This window comes from Chitinophaga hostae (assembly GCF_018224885.1).
In the GTDB taxonomy this organism is placed as follows: Bacteria; Bacteroidota; Bacteroidia; order Chitinophagales; family Chitinophagaceae; genus Chitinophaga; species Chitinophaga hostae.
The window spans coordinates 11,922-33,318 of the sequence record NZ_JAGTXB010000020.1 but is presented as its reverse complement, the minus strand read 5'-3'; the positions used below and the strand labels follow the sequence as shown (position 1 = coordinate 33,318).

The window sequence follows — 21,397 nt, the reverse complement described above, 5'->3', positions numbered from 1 at the left end:
TTTTTTTGCCCAGGATTAACAGTGATTATGATGATTTACAGGATTTTATTTTTATAGATTTTATTTTTGATTTAAAAAGATTAGCGAAGACAGCAGCGAGTATCTGTTTTGAAATGCCCCTAAGAGTTGGACACTTTTAGGGAACATTTCAGTTCTCTCTTCCCTAATCTTTTTAAATCAAAAATAAAATCTATAAAAATAAAATCCTGTAAATCATCATAATCACTGTTAATCCTGGGCAAGAAAAAATAGCAGGCACTAAGTCTTCTGCAGGAAATCTCTCAATACAAACTGCAAAATACCCCCATGACGATAGTACTCAATTTCTATCAGTGAATTGAGTTTACATTTCACGTTAAACACCACGGGATCGCCCGATGCCGGGATAGCCGTTACCGTTAGTATTTTACCAGGTGTAAGATCGGAAGAAATACCGGTGATGGAATAGGACTCTGTGCCGGAAAGGCCCAGTGTGGCAGCATTTTCGCCGAATTCGTATTGCAGTGGCAATACGCCCATTCCCACCAGGTTGCTCCGGTGGATACGCTCGTAGCTTTCTGCAATCACTGCCTTCACACCAAGCAGGTTAGTGCCCTTGGCTGCCCAGTCGCGTGATGAACCGCTGCCATATTCCTTTCCCGCCAATATTATCAGCGGCACTTTATTGGCTGCATATTGCATGGCTGCATCATAAATGGGTGTTACCATCCCGGAAGGAATCACTGTGGTAAAACCGCCTTCTTTAGGCGACAGTTCATTTTTGATACGTACATTGGCGAAAGTGCCCCGTATCATCACTTCATGGTTACCCCTGCGGGAACCATAGGAGTTAAATAAGCGGGGATCGATACCACGATCCAGCAGGTATTTGCCGGCAGGGGTATCGGGTTTGAAAGAACCCGCAGGAGAAATATGATCGGTGGTTACAGAGTCTCCCAGCTTGAGCAACACGCGTGCATCCTTAATGTCTTCCGGTGCGGCCGGTTTCTCCGGCAAACCGTTAAAGAAAGGCGCTTCGCGGATATAGGTAGAATCATTGCTCCAGTGGTAGTCGTTGCCGGAAGGCGCCAGCAGACCACGCCACTGGTCGTCCCCATCAAATATTACCTTATAGATATTTTCAAAATCTTCCTGCTTAACGGCAGCGGCTACCGCATCGTTTATCTCCTCTTGTGTGGGCCAGATATCACGCAGATACACCGGCTCCCCATTGGGATCATATCCAAGTGGTGCGGTCAGCATATCCACATCTATTCTTCCCGCAATAGCGTAGGCCACTACCAGCAAGGGGGAGGCCAGGAAATTCATTTTCACCTGCGGATGTACCCTCGCTTCAAAGTTACGGTTGCCCGATAACACGGAGGCCACCACAAGATTCCCTTTGTCTACCGCTTCCGAAATGGCCGCCGGCAACGGGCCACTGTTACCAATACACGAAGTACAGCCGTACCCTACAATATGAAAGCGCAATGCTTCCAGTTCTGTTAACAATCCTGAGCGTTTCAGGTATTCAGTGACCACCCTGGAACCCGGCGCCAGGCTGGTTTTCACCCAGGGCTTTACATACAGCCCGCGGCTGATCGCTTTCTTTGCCACCAGCCCGGCGCCAATCATCACGCTGGGGTTAGAGGTATTGGTGCAACTGGTAATAGCGGCGATGGTAATCGCTCCATCACTCAGTACATATTCTTCATTCTTTAGTTTGATGCGTACAGATTTGAGGTAATCTACCTCTACTGTTTCCACCGCAACTTCCTCTGCATGCTTTTGTATTTCGTAGGTAAATGCGGTGCCCGATCCTCCTTCCGACAACCAGGCGGTGTCACGGCGCTTCCCTTCGGGGGTATACATGCGCTTGAATTCCTTGTTGAGCAGCGATTCAAACTCGTTGTGCAGATCTCTCACCAGGATACGGTCCTGTGGCCGCTTAGGTCCCGCCACGGCCGATTGGATACCACCCAGATCCAGCTCCAGGATATCGGTGTAGGTGATTTCTTCGCTGCCGTGCCGCCACAACATATTTTCCCGGCAATACGCTTCCACCTGCGCAATCTGTTCCGGCGAACGATTGGTGCGGTGCATGTATTGCAAGGTTTGCTGATCTATCGGGAAATAAGTAACGGTACAACCAAATTCGGGCGACATATTAGAAATAGTGGCCCTGTCGGGTACAGATAAATGATCGAGTCCGTCGCCAAACACTTCCACAAATTTGTCGACCACCCCGTATTTGCGGAGCAGCTGCGTAATCGCCAGTACCATATCAGTGGCGGTCACCCCTTCTGTAAGCCGACCGGTAAGCTTTAACCCGATTACCTGGGGACAGGTAAAATAAATGGGTTGCCCCAGTATCGCTGCTTCCGCTTCGATACCACCTACTCCCCAGCCCAGCACCCCAATACCGTTTACCATGGGAGTATGGGAATCTGTTCCCACCAGCGTATCGGGAAACAGCCATCCGTCGCGGTTTATAACGCCCTGCGCCAGGTATTCCAGGTTTACCTGGTGACAAATACCCATGCCCGGCGGCACTACCGTAAAATTATTGAAGGCCTGCTGCGCCCATTTGAGCAGCTGATAGCGTTCTTTATTACGCTCATACTCATAGGCCACATTTTTTGTATAGGAATAGTCGGTACCAAAAAAGTCCACCTGCACAGAATGATCCACCACCAGGTCTACCGGGATGGCCGGGTTAATTTTTGCGCCGTCCTTCCCTTTGCGGATCACCTCTGCACGGATAGAAGCAATATCCACCACGGCGGCTACCCCGGTGAAATCCTGCATCAGCACGCGGGCGGGCTTAAAAGGAATTTCTTTGTCGGTACCCGCCGGCTCCCAGTTCACCAGCGTGTCCAGGTGCTCATCCGTAATAGCGAAGTTGTCGTGGTTTCGCAGTACATTTTCTAATAAAATCCTGATGGAAAAAGGCAGACGAGAAATCCGTTTTCCTTCCTGCTCCAGTTTGCTGAGTGATGCGATACGAGGCTCCATAATAAATGATTATTGACTACATGAACGAAACAATGACCCCAAAGCTTTTGTTGTATAAATATACCTTATTGTGAACCTTTTATGCACCTTTAATGTTAAAATAATCCTGCTGTCCATACGCACCTGCTCATGGTAGCTTTATCAAAAAAAACCCTCAAAATGACAGAACAATTAAAGGTTCCCTCCACTTCACGGCTTGTGCTGGAGGCAGCGATGCCGCTTTATACCACGCCATTGCAACAACGTTATATGGAAGCGATCGACTTCAGCGAAACCAACCATGTTTACGATGCGTTTAAACAACATTATCCATTGATCATTGATACCGTTTGCCTGCGCAAGCAAAGTATCCGCCGGATGCTGCAGGAAAGGATTCCGCTTTTTCCGGGGCAACAGGTAATACTACTGGGCGCCGGACTGGACCCGCTTTCTTTATATCTCCTGGAAAATTACCGGGAGCAGCTCAGCAGGATTATAGAAATAGACAATGGTTATATCGAAGAAAAACAACAATTGTATGCCAACATTATTCCCGGCGAACCATTGATCCATTTTTCCCGGTGTGATGTTACCGATACAGCGATGCTTTGGTCACAACTGCTGGAAAAGGGCTACGATGAGGCTGTTCCGGCCATCATTGTATTTGAAGGAGTGATTCATTATGTAAGTAACGACGCCTTTATCCAAATCATGCAGTTGTTTAAAACAACCGACAAGCGCAACATAGTGATGCTGGATTATTCGCTGGCGGAAGAAGAAGTACCGGCAACGTTCCTGTCTTACCATAAAGGTATCCTGGATATGCTGGAAGGATATATCAATATCGGGATCAATGTAAACAGCCATGCCGATATGGCCGGTATTATTTACCGGCTGGATGCTATGCTGGAAAACCTGGAGCCTTTGTGTGAAACAGAAAAAAAAATCACCGGGCGCAATGTGTTATTTCATTCGCCCGGTGAAGGTGTGGTGGAAATGATGAGTTTCCGTATATAAAGGGCTATACTGCTGTTGCCTTATAGCCACCAATGTTCCTGCGGATAATGCTCCCCGACGATAACCGGTTCACCGATCTTTGGCGTGGTTACAAACAGGCCGCGTTGTGCGGCGCTGGCCGTTACGCGTTTTACCGAATCATTCCAGGGATGATTAGCCAGGGCAAATTTAGCCCAGTGTACCGGCAGCAATACTTTTGCCTGCAGGTCAATAGCCGCCTGCACGGTTTCTTCCGGCTTCATATGTATAAACGGCCAGTTATCATTGTACTGGCCGCATTCCAGTATCACCAGGTCAAAAGGACCATATTTGTCGCCGATAGCTTTAAAATGTGTATCGTAACCGGAGTCGCCGCCGAGAAAAAGCTGGTACCCGAATATCTGTAACACAAAAGATGACCACAGACTTCCTCCCCTTTTTAAACCACGACCGGAGAAATGTCGTGCAGGCGTGGCCGTTAGCGTGATATCTTTTGCGATCTCCTGCGTTTCCCACCAATCCATTTCGTTAATGTTGTTTTCCTTTACCAGGCAGGATTGCAGGTCACGGCCCACACCCAGGGAAGTATAAATTATTTTGGTATGGGGTTTTAGTTGTGCCAGTGTTTTTTTATCGAGATGATCATAGTGATTATGCGTGATGATCATCAGATCTATTTCCGGCATATCTGCCGGCGTATAAGCATCAGCGCCCGGGAAAGCCTTTATCATAAAAGACATTGGGGAAGCGCTGCCGCTGAACACCGGGTCTACCAGTATATTAAATCCTTTTACATGCACCAGGTAGGACGAATGGCCAAACCAAACGATGACGGGCTTTTCTGAATACAGTGTTTTCAGGTTTGTTTTCACCGTAGTCAACGGCGCCGGTGGTCGTACGTCTGCGGGCCGCTGAAAGGTTTCTTTCAGCATCTGGTAGTAAGTCACATCATCCGGCTTCATGGGAGTGAGCGACAGGTTCTGAAATACCCCGTCCCGGAAGTTCTGCGAATTTTTTATTCGTTCTTTTATAGACAATGCTTTTCCCTGCATGTATTAAAGTTAAGAAGTGTTTTGTTAAAAACCTCTTACAGGGAAGACGGATAGCTGCGGGATATATTTTATAAAAAAGAAAATAAAAAAGGGCCTGCTCCAAAAAAAGAGCAGACCCCTGCATTCAACCTATCTTACAACAACAACACATCCTAACGAACGATCAAACGTTTGCCCCTGGCCATCAACCGGAGCAAACGGGTATTTCCATAAAAGGCCGAATGGTACCTGGCGTCAGCTTTGCGGCGTTCGCCATAGGCCCTGAGTACCGCATCTGCCGTTACCATTCCTGTCATTTTCCTGTCGGCATCCAGTACGGCCAGTACATCCGGCGCATAACTGTCGAATAATTCCGTTACCAGGTTAATATCATCAGACGCATATACATAAGGCGCCGACGATTCCAGTTCCTGCGCCAGGGCAATATCCCCGCCGGCAGACAGTTTTGCCCGGTTGAGGTATCCTTTAAAACTTCCTGCCTCATCTGTTACCGGCAGGTATTGATAATAATATGCGGCACTATGCTCCTGCAGGAATTGTTGCGCCTGCAGCAAGGTCATGTTATCACGCAGTGTCAGTATCGGTTTCACGATGACGGTCGACACATTAATGAGCTGCATGATATCGGGCGTATATTCATCCGGTGCGGCCACCCCTCTGCGCCTGATCTTCTCTGTCATAATACTTCCTTTCATCAGGAAGAACGACACAAAATACGCCGCAGTACAGGCGCCGATCAGTGGGAGCAGGCCATGTGGCTGCCCGGTGGTTTCCAGTGAAAATACGATGGCGGTTAACAATGCGCGGGAGGCGCCGGCAAACATAGCCGCCATACCAATCAATGCCGATGTAGCGATGTTGATATCGCTGCCGGGAAATATTTTCTGTACCAGCATACCGATCAAAGCGCCCAAAGCACCGCCAATAGTGAATAAAGGGGCAAGCGTACCACCGGAAGTACCACTACCCAGGGAAATCACCCATGAAATATACTTGAGTACACAAAGAGATATCACTAATGCCAGCGGTACATTACCTGTCAGCAGGGTTTTGATATTATCATATCCTACACCCATGGTATGCGGCGCATAATAACCTACCACACCCACCACTACAGCGCCGAGTGCGGGCCACCACATCCAGTGGATGGGTAGTTTTTCAAACATATCTTCCACAAAGTATACAGACTTTGATACATAAGCCGCTACTACGCCCACCACAGCGCCCATGAGTACATAAGTTACCAGGGCAATATCTGATACCGCAGGGATATCCGGCATCGCGAATACAGGATGACTCTCAAACAGGAGAATATGCATGCCTGCTCCTGCAATACAACCCATGGCTACAGGAATCACCGAACGGGGCGAAAATTCGAATAACAGCAATTCTATCGCGAGGAGGATAGCCGCCAGCGGACTACCGAAAATGGCCGCCATACCTGCGCATGCGCCGGCGGCCAGCAATACTTTTCTTTCTGCCGAAGAAATATGGATCACCTGCCCCGTAAAGGAACCGATAGCGCCACCCGTGGCAATGATAGGTCCTTCAGCACCAAACGGACCACCCGTACCAATGGAAATGGCGGCCGACAGTGGTTTCAGCAGGGTGATCACCGGCGGGATCTTGCTTTCATTCAAAATAATGTTCTCCATAGCTTCCGGGATACCATGGCCACGGATGGCTTTACTGCCAAAGCGAGCCATGACACCTACCAGTAAACTACCGACTATTGGTACCAGGATAACCAGCCAGCCGAGGGTATTGCCGGCAGGCCCTTCTTCCGCAAATGAAAATCTGCCGTAAAAAGAAAGATTAGTGATCAGGCTGATCAGCATTACCAGCCCCTTTGCAACCACGCCGATCAACAGGGCATTGATGCAGGCCTGCAAACTCAGGTAAAATACCCTTCTCGACATATTTCCGGCAAACTTTTGCCCTTTTTTATGATTCATACTATATAAAATGACAATCAAAAAGCTAAAATCAACACAAAAATATGATCTAAATCATATTAAAACCTATTTTTTCTTTCAAAAACGCAAAAAAACATTACTATTGCAATCATGAAAAAAGCCGGGGCCTGCGATTTAAAAACGTGTTTTCTTTGCCAGTTCAGCATTCCGGAGTGGATTGCCGCCGTATCTGATCACAAGCAACACCTGTTCTATAAAAAAAATGAGGTCATTTTCCAGGAGGGCAATCCTGTAGAAGGCATCTTTTTCCTCTACGAGGGAAAGGTGAAAGTGCATAAACAATGGGGATCGGATAAAGACCTGATTGTCCGCTTTGCACAAAAGGGAGATATACTCGGACACAGGGGACTTGGCAGCGGGGAGCGCCTCTATACCGTGTCGGCCACTGCCCTGGAAGACACAACCGTATGTTACACCGACATGGCTTTTTTTGAAGCTTCCCTGAAAGTCAATCCCACCCTTACATTAAAGCTGATGCAGTTTTATGCTGACGAGTTGCAGGAAGCAGAGAGAAAGATGCGCAACCTCGTTCACATGGATGTAAAAAGCAGGCTGGCAGATGCGCTGCTGGAAATCAGCCGCCTCCATAACGATACACTGTTTACCATCAGTCGTCAGGATCTGGCGTCATTTGCCGGTACCACGTACGAAACTATTTACCGTAACCTGCAGGAATTTATCCAGGAAAAACTGATTGCAGTCGATGGGAAATCGATCCGGATTTTAAATGAGAAGAAACTGAGGAAGTATGTTTTGTCTTGCCCAGGATTAGACTGATTTTGATGATTTACAAGATTTTTCTTTTTTGATTATAATTTGATTTTAAAAGATTTTGGGAGATATAAGCGAAAAATAATTCGCTTATATCTCCCAAAATCTTTTAAAATCAAAATGGAAAAAATCCTGTAAATCATCAAAATCAGTCTAATCCTGGGCAAGACAAAACCGCTAAGTTATCTCTGTGAGCCGCAATAGTTTTGCCTCATTCAATATGGTGATGCTCTTTCCCGCCACTGCTATCATCCGTTCGTCGATCAGTTCATTCAGTATCCGGAAGGTGGTTTCATAGGTAGCGCCTATGTAGGAGGCCAGGTCTTGTTTGGAAAGGGAAATATCTATGAATCCGTCTTTATTAAAACCAAATTTTTGCTGCAGCAGTAAGAGGGCATTGGCCATCCGGCCTTTAACGGACATATGAGCCAGGTTGCGCATATGCCTTTCTGAAGATTGTAACTCCTGTGCATAGAACAGCATGAGCTCATATAATAGTTCATGGTTTATTTTGAGAGATGACTGGAAAAAGTCCATATCAATAAAACAAACTTTTACAGGTTCCAGCGCAGTGGCGGATACCGGGTAAAAGTGTTCCACGCCGCCCATACCGCGATGTCCTACAATGTCTCCTTTCTGGGCAAAGCGGACAATCAGTTCTTTTTCCGTGCCCCAGTGTTTATGCACTTTCATACGGCCCTCGTAAATGAAGTAGATGCCGGTTACCTTATCTCCTTCCTTAAACAGCATTTCGCCTTTGTTCAGGATAAAATTTTTGCGGTGCAGGGCCACGGCGGGTATCCATTCTTTAATAGACAGCCTGCATAGCAGACAGGTTTTACCATCACAACCCTGTTTGTCTTTCTTCATGTATAATATTGCTGTTTTGTAGCTGTTGCCAGGTTTCATCTGCCAGGATCGCCTGCATCTTTACCACTTCTCCCACTACAATAATAGCGGGATTACCCATACCGGCGGCGGATGCCCTCCATACAATATCACGTACGGTACCGATCACCATTTTTTCCTGAGGGGTGGTTCCCTCCTGGATGATCGCCACCGGCGTATCCTGTTTACCGCATTGTGTAAAGATGTCCATGATAGCTTCCAGCTTGCTCATCGCCATCAAAATCACTACTGTGGCGGTAGAGCGGGCGGCCAGTGCAATGTCGCCCGAAATATCCCCGGAGCGGGTGGTGCCGGTGGTTACCCAGAAGCTCTCCGCTATTCCGCGGCAGGTAAGCGGTATCATTTGCGATGCCGGTACTGCTACCGCGCTGGATACACCCGGTATCACCGTTACTTTGATGCCATGTGCGTTGGCTGCCTGTATCTCTTCCACCGCCCTGCCAAATACAAAAGGATCTCCTCCTTTCAGTCGTACTACATGCCCGTGGGTCATCGCCATTTCCACGATGAGCTGGTTGATTTCATCCTGCGACAAGGCGTGGCAGCCATAGCGTTTACCCACAAACCGGATAATGGCGCCCGGGGCGGCGTACTCCAGCAGGGATTCATTAGCTAATGCATCATATAATATAACATCTGCTTTCCGGATGGTATTAATGGCTTTCAGGGTGATCATTTCGGGATCTCCCGGTCCTGCACCTACTAAAGATAACGACGGATTCAACGCATGCATACATATTATATTTAAAATTATCTGATAATTTAACAATGAATGATACCTAAAATTAAAACAAAATCGCTTAATTTTATCATCAACATCATACACCTACCTCAAAAATCATCTCCAAAACAAAAAATACTATTATATTAATTTATTTATAATATAATTTAAGTTTTCTGATCCTTAAATATAATCGAATGAAAATAGTAGTTATAGGAAACGGTATGGTGGGTTACAAGTTCTGCGAGAAGATGGTAGCCAGGTATTCCCTTCATGCTTCAGAACTGGTTGTATTCGGAGAAGAACCCCGTCCCGCCTATGATCGGGTGCACCTCACCTCCTGGTTTGATGGCAAAACAGCCGATGATCTTTTACTGGCTACGGCCGACTGGTACGTTGAAAATGGTATCCGGCTTCACCTGGGCGACCCGGTACTCCGGATTGACCGGGAAAACAAAACGGTGCAGTCCCACAAAGGCATCGTGGAAACTTATGATTACCTCGTAATCGCTACCGGTTCGGCTGCATTTGTACCGCCGGTACCTGGCATGGATAAAAAAGGCGTATTTATTTACCGCACCATAGAGGACCTGGAAATGATGAAGGCCTTTGCACCCAACGCCCGCAGCGGCGCTGTTATAGGCGGCGGTTTGCTGGGACTGGAGGCGGCTAAAGCCCTGCTCGACCTCGGCATTTCCAATACCCATGTCATCGAATTTTCGTCCCGCCTCATGCCACGGCAAATAGATGACCAGGGATCGGCCATCCTGCAAAACAAACTGGCAGGTCTCGGTCTTAAAGTACTTACCGGTAAAAATACCCGTGAAATCCTGGGCGACGACGCCATCACCGGGCTGCAGTTTGCCGACGATACCATCCTGGAAACAGATATCCTGGTAGTATCAGCCGGCATCAAGCCCCGCGACGAACTGGCGAAAGCCGCCGGACTCACCACCGGCCCCCGCGGCGGCATCCTGGTGAATGAACAAATGCAAACCAGCGATCCCTATATCTATTCCATCGGTGAATGCGCCCTCTTCAATAACATGATCTATGGCCTGGTAGCCCCCGGCTATGAAATGGCGGAAGTAGCGGCGTCACATATCACCGGTGAGGCAAAAGCCTTTACCGGCTTTGATATGAGCACCAAATTAAAACTCATCGGCGTAGATGTAGCCAGCTTCGGCGATCCGTTTGCTGATCCCGAAAGCTGCCATAGTATTGTATTTGAAGACAAATACAAAGGCACCTACAAACGCATCAATATTACTACAGATGGTCAATTCCTGCTGGGAGGTATATTAATAGGCGATGCAGCGGCTTATAATATGCTGCTGCAAACAACGAGGAACAAAATGGTATTACCTGCCAACCCGGAAGACCTCCTGCTGGGAGCCTCCCGTGGTACTTCCGACGCCGGCGCCGGCGTTACCGCCCTCCCGGATGAGGCCATGATATGCAGCTGCGAAAACGTAAGCAAAGGCGCCATCTGCCAGGCCGTAACAGATGGGCATGAAACACTCGACGACGTAAAGAAATGTACCAAAGCCGGTACCTGCTGCGGCGGTTGCACCCCCATGGTAAAAGACCTGATCACCGCCACCATGAAGGCACAGGGCAAATACATCCGCAACGTGGTATGCGAACACTTCCCCTATTCCCGGCAGGAAATGCTGGACCTCATCAAAGTAAAATCACTGCGCTCCTTCGATGAAGTACTGGACCACTACGGCGAAGGCGAAGGCTGTGAAGTATGTAAACCCGTAGTCGCCTCCATACTGGCCAGTTTGTGGAACGACATGATCCTGGATAAAGGCAACGACACCGCCCAGGACTCCAACGACCGCTACCTCGCCAACATACAGAAAGGAGGTACCTACTCCGTAGTACCCCGGATTCCCGGCGGAGAAATTACACCGGAAAAACTGGTTGTCATCGGGGAGATAGGTACTAAATATAACCTCTATACGAAAATCACCGGCGGACAACGCATCGATCTGTTTGGCGCGCATCTGAGCGACCTGCCCAATATCTGGGAGGAACTGATTGCCGCCGGATTTGAAAGCGGACACGCCTATGGAAAAGCACTGCGTACTGTAAAAAGCTGCGTAGGCTCCACCTGGTGCCGCTTTGGACTGCACGACAGCGTAAGCTTCGCCATCCGGATAGAAGAACGCTACCGCGGATTACGGGCGCCGCACAAACTTAAATCGGCCGTATCCGGCTGCATCAGGGAATGCGCCGAAGCACAGTCAAAAGACTTTGGCATCATCGCCACCGAAAAAGGATGGAACCTGTATGTATGCGGTAACGGCGGTTCCAAACCACAACATGCCCAACTCCTCGCTGCGGATATAGACAGCGACACCTGTATCCGGTATATCGACCGTTTCCTGATGTTCTACATCAAAACAGCCGATCCTCTTACCCGTACCGCCACCTGGCTCAATAAACTCGACGGTGGTATGGACTATCTCCGCAACGTGGTACTGAACGATAGTCTGGGTATCGCCGCACAGCTGGAAGCAGAAATGCAAATGCTGGTCGACAACTACAAATGCGAGTGGAGGGAAGTGGTGGAAAACCCTGAACTCCGTAAACGCTTCTCCCACTTTATCAATGCACCGGAAGATAAAGATCCGACCGTAAAATTCGAAACTATGCGCGCACAGAAGAAAGCCGCAGAATGGAAATAATCTTTTTACAAAAAATATACTGCTATGTCTACTATTCACACTACCTCTACCAGCTGGTTCTTTGCCTGCAAAACATCGGATGTACCAACCAACGGCGGCGTATGCGTAAAGTATAAGGAAGAACAGATTGCGCTGTTTTACTTTGCACGCAGAAATGAATGGTATGCTACGCAGAACCTTTGTCCGCACCGCCGGCAGATGGCCCTCAGCCGCGGCATGACCGGTACCGTAAAAGATGAGCCAAAAGTAGCATGCCCCTTTCACAAAAAAACATTCTCGCTGAAAGACGGCCGTTGCCTGTCCGACGAAACAGAATGCGCTCTCACCACCTACCCTGTTAAGATTGTTGACGACAAAGTATACATAGGAGTAGATGCAGTAGTGGAAATGGCAGACGCGCAGATATAAAACGAAACCCGGTAGCTGGCAGGCTAACCGGGCTTCTGATCCGAAATGATTGGCTCATTCAAAATCAACCAAAGTTACATGAAAAAATGGTTTTCAGGCAGGATATCATTGATACTCCCCGGCTTGCTGTTGTCACAGTATGGCTATGCCCAGCTCACTCTCGGAGCGCAACTCAGAACACGCACCGAGCTACGTAACGGACAAGGCGCCCCGCAGCCGCTCGGCGCCGACCCGGCCTTCTTTACCTCCCAGCGCACCCGGTTGATCGCCGGCTTCAGCGCCTATCGCATTAAACTCGGACTAACGGTGCAGGATGTACGGGTATGGGGCCAGGATGCCTCCACCCTAAACCGCACCACCACGCCGGATAATAATGGATTCATGCTGCATGAAGCATGGGCGGAAATACTCCTGACAGACACTATCGTTAAAAATAAAAGTCTTTCGCTGAAAGTGGGCCGGCAGGAACTGGTGTACGACGACAGCCGCCTGCTTGGTAATCTCGACTGGCTGCAACAGGGCCGCCGCCACGATGCCGCCGTATTAAAGTATGAAAGCCGCGACTGGACCTTACACGCCGGCGCCGCTTTTAACCAGAATAAGGAAAACGCCAGCGGCACCATCTATAACCCGGTTCCTCCGGGCAACTACCCCGCCAATACCAATGGTGGCAATGCCTACAAAAGCCTGGAGTTCGCGTATGTATCCCGGAAACTGTCCAAAGGAAACCTCTCTTTCCTCTTCCTGACAGACCAGTTTTCAAAATATCATACCGACAGCGTGGAACATGTAGCCGTAAAAGTGTGGGAAACCGGCGCTTACAGTCGTATGACCACCGGCTTGTTTTATACACAGCAGTTTAACCGGATCAGTTATACCGCCGCCGCCTATCACCAGTTTGGTACTAACGGCAACGGGCAAACGGTAAGCGGCAGCCTGTTATCCGGCTCGTTCATGTATAACGTAAGCAAAGCATTCACCGCAGGCGCAGGAGTGGATTACACCAGTCCCGACTTCGATCCGCTGTATGGTACCCCGCACAAATTCTGGGGCAACATGGACTATTTCTATGTAGCCAGCGGATTTGGCAACAAAGGATTACAGGATTACTATATAAAAACTAAACTCAAACCCGGCCAACGCTGGGTGGTTACCGGGGATGTGCATGAATTTTATGCCGCCTCCGCTGTTGCCGGGATGAGCAAACAATTTGGTACAGAGGCCGACCTTACAGCCAACTATACCCTGACCAAAATGATTGGCCTGGAAGCCGGTTACAGCCACTTCTGGAATACCGCCACATTATCGTCTCCCTCGGTAAAAAATATAAAAAATGCCGGGAGTAACAGCAACTGGGCTTACCTGTCTGTAAACATCCGTCCGGAATTCCTGATTAAATAACCTGTAAATCTTTACTATGTCTGCTCCGCTTAATAAAATAAAAATATTCAGTCTCGATACCATACAAATGCGTACGTTTCACATCACGTGGCTCATGTTCTTTGTCTGCTTCTTCGGCTGGTTCGGCCTGGCGCCGCTAATGCCTACTATCCGTACGGATCTGGGACTAAGCAAATCCCAAATCGGCAACATCATTATCGCTTCTGTATCCGGCACCATCATTGCCCGGCTGATCATTGGCCGTTTGTGCGATACCTGGGGGCCCCGCAAAACAGCTATACGCCTGCTGCTGATAGGCTCGTTGCCGGTGTTCCTGGTAGGGCTGGCAAAAGATTATACTTCTTTTCTCCTGTTTCGTTTAGCCATCAGCGTGATAGGCGGTTCATTCGTGATCACGCAGTTTCATACTTCGCTGATGTTTGCGCCGTCGATCAAGGGTACTGCCAATGCCATCACCGGCGGCTGGGGTAACCTGGGCGGCGGGGTCACCAATATGGTGATGCCGCTGATCTTCGCCGCCATTGTAGGTTTTGGCTACACCAAAGCAGAGGCCTGGCGCTATGCGATGATTGTACCCGGCCTGATGATGCTGGGCGTAGCGTACCTGTATTCCCGCTATACAAAAGATACGCCCAATGGCAACTTTGATGAGATCAATCATCACAAAAAGAACAGTAAAACAGATTGGTCCGTACTGGCCGACTGGCGCATATGGGCGCTCATGCTGGCATACGGAATGTGTTTTGGTATGGAGATCACTTTCGACAATGTTGCTTCTTTACATTTTGTAGATACATTTCACCTTTCTCAAGGCAGCGCAGGGTTCTGGGCTGGCATATTTGGTTTTATGAACCTTTTTGCCAGGGCATTGGGCGGCATTATTTCAGACAAGGCAGGTGCCAGATTTGGCATGAAAGGCAAAGGATGGCTATTGGCCCTGATGCTGCTGGCAGAAGGTATTGGATTATTATTATTTGCACAGGCGGGATCGCTCGTAATCGCCATTGTGGCTATGCTTAGTTTCGCGCTTTTCCTGAAAATGGCCAACGGCGCCACTTATGGCATCGTACCGTTTATCAACGAGAAAAACGCGGGACTGGTGAGCGGTATTGTAGGCGCCGGTGGTAATATGGGCGGCATGTTGTTCGGCTTCCTCTTTAAATCGGACAGCATCACTTATGTAGAAGCATTCACCTATATCGGCTTTATTGTGATTGGTATTTCGTGCATCGTTATGCTGACCAGGTTTACCCGTCAGCCTGTTGAAGAAGCGGCGCCGGTGAGAACACCGGTAGCGATATCGTAGATTATTTATTTAAACTTCCGGCATGCAAGCATCATTTAAAACGACGTGCTGTTACTGTGGCGTAGGCTGCGGAATAGTAGTACATAAGGACCGGCAGGGCAAGCTGCATGTGGAAGGTGATAAAACACACCCGGTAAATAAGGGCATGCTTTGCTCCAAAGGCATGAACCTCCATTATACGGTGATGGACACTTCCGACCGGCTGCTGTATCCTGAAATGCGTTACCACCGTAACCTGCCACGGCAAAGGGTTACCTGGGATCAGGCATTGGAAAGAACAGCCGCCGTATTTGCTTCCATCATCAAAAAACATGGTCCGGATGCCGTAGCTTTCTACGCATCCGGACAATGCCTGACAGAAGAATATTATGTGGTAAATAAACTCATCAAAGGGTTTATTGGCAGCAACAATATAGATACCAACTCCCGCTTATGTATGAGCAGCGCGGTAGCTGCCTACAAGCTGGCTTTGGGAGAAGATGCAGTGCCAGGCACCTATGATGATATAGAACTGGCCGACTGCATTTTTGTTGCCGGCGCTAACCCCGCCTGGTGTCACCCCATCTTATGGCGCCGCGTAGAAGCAGCTAAGGCAGCTAACCCCGCGCTGAAGATCATTGTCAGTGATCCGCGCGTAACACAAAGCTGCGCCACCGCCGACCTGCACCTGCAGGTAAACCCCGGCACCGATATTGTGTTGCATCATGCCATCGGCCGGGCGCTCATCACCGCCGGGCACACCAGCAGCTCCTTCATAAAAGAACATACCAACGGTTTCGACAAGTACAAGGATACCGTAATGGAACGCACCGTGGAAGAGGCCGCCGCCATATGCGGCATTTCAGCGGAAGATATATATACCACGGCAGACTATATCGGCAACGCCACCGGCTTCATGACCTTCTGGACCATGGGATTAAATCAGAGCGTGGTAGGCGTCAACAAAAACCTGAGTCTCATCAACCTGCATCTCATCACCGGTCATATCGGCAAGCCGGGCAGCGGCCCTTTCTCCTTAACAGGGCAACCCAACGCTATGGGCGGCCGGGAAGTAGGAGGATTATCCAACCTGCTGCCCGCGCATCGCGTGCTCAGCAACCCACAGCACCGCAAGGAAGTACAGGAATTCTGGGGTGGTACCGAATTGTCTGATAAACCAGGTCTTACAGCTACCGAAATGTTCCGCGCTATGCACGACGGCAGCTTGAAGGCGATCTGGATCATGTGTACCAATCCGCTGGTGAGCTTACCGGATGTGCGTTTTGCAGAAGCGGGATTGCTGAAAACAAAATTTGTAGTCGTGCAGGAAATTTCCAACAAACCGGAAACCCTCCGCTTTGCCGACGTCATACTTCCTGCCGCTGCATGGACCGAAAAGGAAGGTACCATGACAAACGCCGAACGCCGCATCAGCTATCTCTCCAAATTAACTGACGCCCCCGGGGAAGCATTACCGGATGCTGAAATTATCTGCCGGTTTGCACAAAAAATGGGGTATCACGGTTTCGACTATACGAATATGTCGGAGATCTATGAAGAGCACTGCCGCCTGACTGCCGGCACCAACATAGATATCAGCGGGTTGAATTACCAGACCTTACAGGAGCAACGCAGCGTGCAATGGCCTTACCACAGCGGCAAAAGCACTCCACGCCTGTTTGAAGACCGCCAGTTTTTCACCGCCGATGGGAAAGCCGTTATCCACAGCTTTGAAGATGCCAATAAATCAGAGCAGCTCTCAAAAGATTTGCCCCTGATATTAACAACAGGGCGTATACGCGACCAGTGGCACACGATGAGCAAAACAGGTAAAGTGAGCAAACTGAAACAGCATATTTCTTCCGCCTACCTGGAAATACACCCCGAAGATGCACGGCAGCGGGGCATACAGGCCGATGATATTGTGACCATCCATAATGGAAGAGGACAGGTAAGGGTAAAAGCACAGCTCAGCGATACCATCAAAAAAGGAGTAGTGTTTTTACCCATGCATTGGGGCAAAATACTCAACAACGATCTGCACCGGGCCAACAACCTGACTAACACGCTCCTCGACCCTATCTCCAAACAACCCGACTTCAAATATTCCGCTGTTCAGGTACAGCGCTACCGGAAGCCCGTACAGAAAATAGTGGTCATAGGTGCGGGCGCAGGCGCCTGCGGGTTTGTAAAATCCTACCGGGAACTGAACAGCACCGACGAAATAGTGGTATTCAGCAAAGAAGATCTCCCTTTCTATAACCGGGTAATGTTACCGGACTATATCAGCGGTACCCAGCAATGGAAACAGCTGATCAAAATGACAAGAGCAGAAGAAAATGTATTCAACATCACCCTTCACCGGGGTGTGAGCATCACACATATTGACCGCAGCAACAAACTGCTAACCGATAGTAACGGTAACGTACACACGTATGACATATTACTGATGGCTACCGGCAGCAGGGCGGCCACCCTTCGGGACGTGCCAGCCATTCCGGGTATCTTTACCATGCGCACCCGGATGGATGCCGACGCCTTCAAACAACATATAGATCCCTCCAAAGGGAAAGTAATGATCGTAGGTGGCGGATTATTAGGGATAGAGCTGGCGGCGTCTCTCAAAGAAATTAATATAGACGTAGGCGTTATACAACGCACTTCCCGCTTAATGGACCGGCAACTCGACACATTAGGCGGGCAACTGCTGTATGAAGAACTAACAGACCGTGGCATCGACATTTACTACAATGATGAAATTGACCGCTTCTCCGGCCAAACACAACTGGAAGGGCTGCGTATGAAAAGCGGTTTGTATATTCCCTGCCAGGCAGTGGTGATGTCTATCGGTACTGTACCCAACATCGAATTGGCCCAGGCAGCGCAACTGCTATGTAACCGCGGCGTGGTAGTCAACGAATACCTGCAGACCAGCGATCCGGATATCTATGCCATCGGTGAAATTGCCGCCTTTAACGGTACCCTGTATGGCATTACCGCGGCGGCAGAAGAACAGGCAACCGTAGTAGCCCGCTACCTCAACGGCGATATCAGCAGCTACTACAAAGGCTCGCTTTTCATGAATATCCTGAAAATGCACGGCACTGATCTTTGTTCGCTGGGCATGGTAGAAACACCCAAGGACCCTGCTTATGAAGAAGTAGTATTCATAGATAAAGCAAAACGATATTATAAGAAATGCATCATACACCAGGACAAGCTTGTGGGCGCCATCCTCATCGGGGATAAATCAGAATTTATAGAATTCAGGGATCTTATACAGCAACAGATTGAACTATCGGACAAACGGCTGGAGCTTTTGCGTTCAGGTAAAAAAGGAACACCGGTTATCGGCAAACTGGTATGTTCCTGTGGTAATGTGGGTGAAGGCAATATCATGGAAAAAATTGCCGGTGGCTGCAACAACCTGCAGCAGCTGTGCCAGGCCTCCGGTGCTGGTATGGGCTGCGGCAGCTGCAAACCGGAAATAAAAGCGTTGCTGGAAAAATCTATTCAAAAAACCGCCGCGGCACTTGTATAATTATGGCAAAACATACCCATACATTTCCGATCAACTTTACCGGTGGCATTATTTCACCGGGATACCTGCTGGAACTGCTGGAAATAGCCGGCGCTGCGCAGGCCACGCATATCCGTTTCGGGCTGCGGCAGCAAATACTGATCGATATTCCCGACAAAAATGTAGCGGCTTTTAAAAGCAATTGCGGGGAAAAACAAATCCGTTTTGCCGACACACCCAATATCATCAGCTCTTATCCGGCCGCCGATATCTTTATTCATGACAGCTGGGTAAGTGAAGGGATTTACAAAGATGTATTTAATCTCTTTGACTATGCACCGGCCCTGAAGATCAATATCTGCGACAGCCAGCAAACATTTGTGCCGCTGTTCACCGGTCATATCAACTGGATCTCTTCTTCCCATACACATTACTGGCACCTGTATTTGCGCACACCCGGCAGCCAGCAACTGTTTGCATGGCCGGAGCTGATCTACACCAATAATATTGCTGCGGTGAGCAAACAGGTGGAAACTTTCCTCAGCAAAGGCGATGCGCCGGAACATATATATACACAGGTAAAACAAGCGTCGGGTTATATCAGTTCTCCCCGCGACAAAGAACCCGACCTGCCTGCTTTTCATTTACCTTACTATGAAGGATTCAACAAATACAATAACAGTTACTGGCTGGGTATATATCGCCGCGATGAGGATTTTCCCATTCCCTTTCTGAAGGAAGTATGTACCATTTGCCTGGAAACGCGCACCGGTCAGCTATATGCCACACCGTGGAAATCGCTCATCATCAAAAACATTGATGCCGTTCACCGGAAACTATGGGACTATGTACTGGGTAAACATGGTATCAATGTACGTCATGCTGCCAACGAACTCAACTGGCAGGTAGAAGATAACTGTGAAGATGGGTTGATCCTGAAACGGCATATCATTCGTTATTTTGATACGGCAGATGTGCGTACCTACGGACTTTGTTTCAGCGTGCGGGTCAACCGGCCGGCAAGTCTTTTTGGCACCGTCGTCATCCGCAAGCAGGAAAATAAACATGGCAGCAAACTTAAATACATGCAACGCTATGACATCCTGTATACGGCAGATTACAACGCCAATTCTGCCCAATTGCTGCTATACCGGGAAGGCGTGTCAAAAGAACACCTGGGGCCTTATATCGTGTCTTTATGCAAAACATTTTATGAACATCACAGCGAAGCCAATGTATTACAGCATTATGTACAGGAACAGCAATCGCTGGCACACCTGCCTGTAGCTGAAAGACAAGTGCATCAGTGTCCGCATTGTATGACCATATACGATGAAACGGTGGGTGACAGCGAGCAGGGTATTGCTCCGGGCACATTGTTTGCCGATTTACCGGCAAACTACTGCTGCTACGTATGTGAGGCGGAGGTAACGGAATTTGAGGCAATTTTGCCAATATTTGCCTAATTTTGCGTACTTCAGCGCCGCAAACTGGTGTACACCGCAGATCATGTTAGCAGATATTCACAACGAAACCGATGCCCGGCAATACCGTATCGCCACTTCCGTTTTCTTTTTTATTTCAGGATTAGGTTATTCTTCCTGGGCTTCCAGGATACCCTCTATTCAGCAACAGTTGCATTTAAACGAGGCCCAGCTGGGCGCCGTATTATTTGCATTGCCCATAGGACTCATGCTCACCATGCCGGTAACCGGTAAACTGCTGGGCAATTTCAGCAGCCGTAAAATCATGATGTTTGGCGCCATGATATTCAACGTGGTGCTGAGTTTACCGGGCTTCACCAACAGTCTGTGGCAATTGGCGCTGGTGCTATTCTGTTTCGGTTCTGCCCGTAACCTGCTCAATCTCTCCATGAATGCACAGGCGGTGGCGGTGCAACATCTTTACTCCAGGTCCATTATGACTACCTTCCATGGTATCTGGAGCGTAGCGGGTTCTGTAGGAGCGCTCACGGGTCTGCTGATGGTAAGCATGAATGTGCCCCCCTCCTATCACCTCCTGCTGATAAGCGTATTACTGCTGGCATTCACCATGTATTATTATCCGAAAACATTTCCCGACCAACCCGTAAAAGAAACCACAAAGCGGCCTGCATTTTCCCTTCCTGATAAATCGTTGCTGAAATATTCCCTGATCTGTTTTGCCTGTATGGCTACAGAAAATACCATGTACGACTGGAGCGGATTATACTTTGAAAAAGTAGTAGGCGCCAGCAAAGCCACCGCTGTAGCGGCCTTTGTAATATATATGGTCGCCATGACCACCGGTCGCTTTATGGGCGACAAACTCGTCAAAAAAATAGGCATTAAATCTATCCTGCTGTACAGCGGCTGGCTGATCCTCAGCGGCTTACTGCTGGCCATTTTGCTGCCATATCCCGTTACAGCGGGCATCGGGTTTATCTTTGCCGGCCTGGGTGTTGCCTGCGTTGTACCACTTGTTTTCAGTCTCGCTGGTAAATCAAAAAGCGCCAACAGCGGCCAAACCCTGGCCTCCATTTCCACCATCGGTTACTTAGGATTCCTCGTAGTTCCTCCACTGATCGGATTCGTAGCACAGGCTACCAGCTTACGGCTGTCGTTTGCCATTATGGCGATATGCGGACTGCTGATTGTACTCATGGTGAGGGGAATAACTGATTAGCTGTTTTCTTGCCCGGGATTTTTCT

General features: G+C 48.8%; 14 protein-coding genes. 9 read left to right on the top strand and 5 right to left on the bottom strand.

Annotation, left to right across the window (positions count from 1 at the left end; genetic code table 11):
• Nucleotides 1-258: 258 nt before the first annotated feature.
• Nucleotides 259-2,994: an aconitate hydratase AcnA gene (acnA, locus tag KE626_RS27730; protein WP_211976289.1), complete on the bottom strand. Its 2,736-nt coding sequence runs from the start codon at nucleotides 2,992-2,994 to the stop codon at nucleotides 259-261.
• A 159-nt stretch (nucleotides 2,995-3,153) separates the two neighbouring features.
• On the opposite strand from acnA, the gene KE626_RS27725 reads away from it, so the two are divergent.
• Nucleotides 3,154-3,990: a class I SAM-dependent methyltransferase gene (locus KE626_RS27725; protein ID WP_211976288.1), complete on the top strand. Its 837-nt coding sequence runs from the start codon at nucleotides 3,154-3,156 to the stop codon at nucleotides 3,988-3,990.
• Nucleotides 3,991-4,010: 20 nt separating this feature from the next.
• Here the strand turns inward: KE626_RS27725 and KE626_RS27720 are convergent, their stop codons facing one another.
• Together KE626_RS27720 and KE626_RS27715 are read right to left on the bottom strand one after the other, a co-directional pair.
• Nucleotides 4,011-5,021 carry an MBL fold metallo-hydrolase gene (locus KE626_RS27720; RefSeq protein ID WP_249207746.1) on the bottom strand — a complete coding sequence of 337 codons (1,011 nt, stop codon included), beginning with the start codon at nucleotides 5,019-5,021 and terminating at the stop codon, nucleotides 4,011-4,013.
• Between the two features lie 152 nt (nucleotides 5,022-5,173).
• The gene (locus tag KE626_RS27715) at nucleotides 5,174-6,976 is read right to left on the bottom strand and encodes a chloride channel protein (protein ID WP_211976287.1); all 1,803 of its coding nucleotides are present in this window, start codon (nucleotides 6,974-6,976) and stop codon (nucleotides 5,174-5,176) included.
• A gap of 111 nt (nucleotides 6,977-7,087) precedes the next feature.
• On the opposite strand from KE626_RS27715, the gene KE626_RS27710 reads away from it, so the two are divergent.
• Nucleotides 7,088-7,774, top strand: coding sequence for a Crp/Fnr family transcriptional regulator (locus tag KE626_RS27710; protein WP_211976286.1), 687 nt, complete (start codon nucleotides 7,088-7,090; stop codon nucleotides 7,772-7,774).
• A gap of 171 nt (nucleotides 7,775-7,945) precedes the next feature.
• Here KE626_RS27710 and KE626_RS27705 read toward each other — a convergent pair whose 3' ends face one another.
• Both KE626_RS27705 and cobA read right to left on the bottom strand, forming a co-directional pair.
• Nucleotides 7,946-8,638, bottom strand: coding sequence for a Crp/Fnr family transcriptional regulator (locus KE626_RS27705; RefSeq protein WP_211976285.1), 693 nt, complete (start codon nucleotides 8,636-8,638; stop codon nucleotides 7,946-7,948).
• Complete coding sequence (cobA, locus tag KE626_RS27700) at nucleotides 8,613-9,410, bottom strand: uroporphyrinogen-III C-methyltransferase (RefSeq protein WP_211976284.1); 798 nt, start codon at nucleotides 9,408-9,410, stop codon at nucleotides 8,613-8,615. Before cobA ends, KE626_RS27705 begins: the two co-directional genes overlap by 26 nt.
• A gap of 185 nt (nucleotides 9,411-9,595) precedes the next feature.
• Between cobA and nirB the strand changes: the two genes are divergently transcribed.
• The 7 genes from nirB (at nucleotide 9,596) to KE626_RS27665 (ending at nucleotide 21,372) form a co-directional block, all read left to right on the top strand.
• The gene (gene nirB, locus KE626_RS27695; RefSeq protein ID WP_211976283.1) at nucleotides 9,596-12,094 is read left to right on the top strand and encodes a nitrite reductase large subunit NirB; all 2,499 of its coding nucleotides are present in this window, start codon (nucleotides 9,596-9,598) and stop codon (nucleotides 12,092-12,094) included.
• Nucleotides 12,095-12,118: 24 nt separating this feature from the next.
• Nucleotides 12,119-12,502 (top strand): nitrite reductase small subunit NirD, encoded by a 384-nt coding sequence (nirD, locus tag KE626_RS27690; protein WP_211976282.1) that lies wholly within the window; start codon nucleotides 12,119-12,121, stop codon nucleotides 12,500-12,502.
• A gap of 78 nt (nucleotides 12,503-12,580) precedes the next feature.
• The gene (locus tag KE626_RS27685) at nucleotides 12,581-13,903 is read left to right on the top strand and encodes an alginate export family protein (RefSeq protein WP_211976281.1); all 1,323 of its coding nucleotides are present in this window, start codon (nucleotides 12,581-12,583) and stop codon (nucleotides 13,901-13,903) included.
• Nucleotides 13,904-13,919: 16 nt separating this feature from the next.
• A complete protein-coding gene (locus KE626_RS27680; protein WP_211976280.1) occupies nucleotides 13,920-15,209 on the top strand; it encodes a NarK family nitrate/nitrite MFS transporter in 1,290 nt (429 codons plus the stop codon).
• Between the two features lie 22 nt (nucleotides 15,210-15,231).
• Nucleotides 15,232-18,729, top strand: coding sequence for a nitrate reductase (locus tag KE626_RS27675; RefSeq protein ID WP_211976279.1), 3,498 nt, complete (start codon nucleotides 15,232-15,234; stop codon nucleotides 18,727-18,729).
• A gap of 2 nt (nucleotides 18,730-18,731) precedes the next feature.
• A complete protein-coding gene (locus tag KE626_RS27670; protein WP_211976278.1) occupies nucleotides 18,732-20,174 on the top strand; it encodes a rubredoxin in 1,443 nt (480 codons plus the stop codon).
• A 43-nt stretch (nucleotides 20,175-20,217) separates the two neighbouring features.
• Nucleotides 20,218-21,372, top strand: coding sequence for an MFS transporter (locus KE626_RS27665; protein WP_211976277.1), 1,155 nt, complete (start codon nucleotides 20,218-20,220; stop codon nucleotides 21,370-21,372).
• The last annotated feature ends 25 nt before the right edge of the window (nucleotides 21,373-21,397 follow it).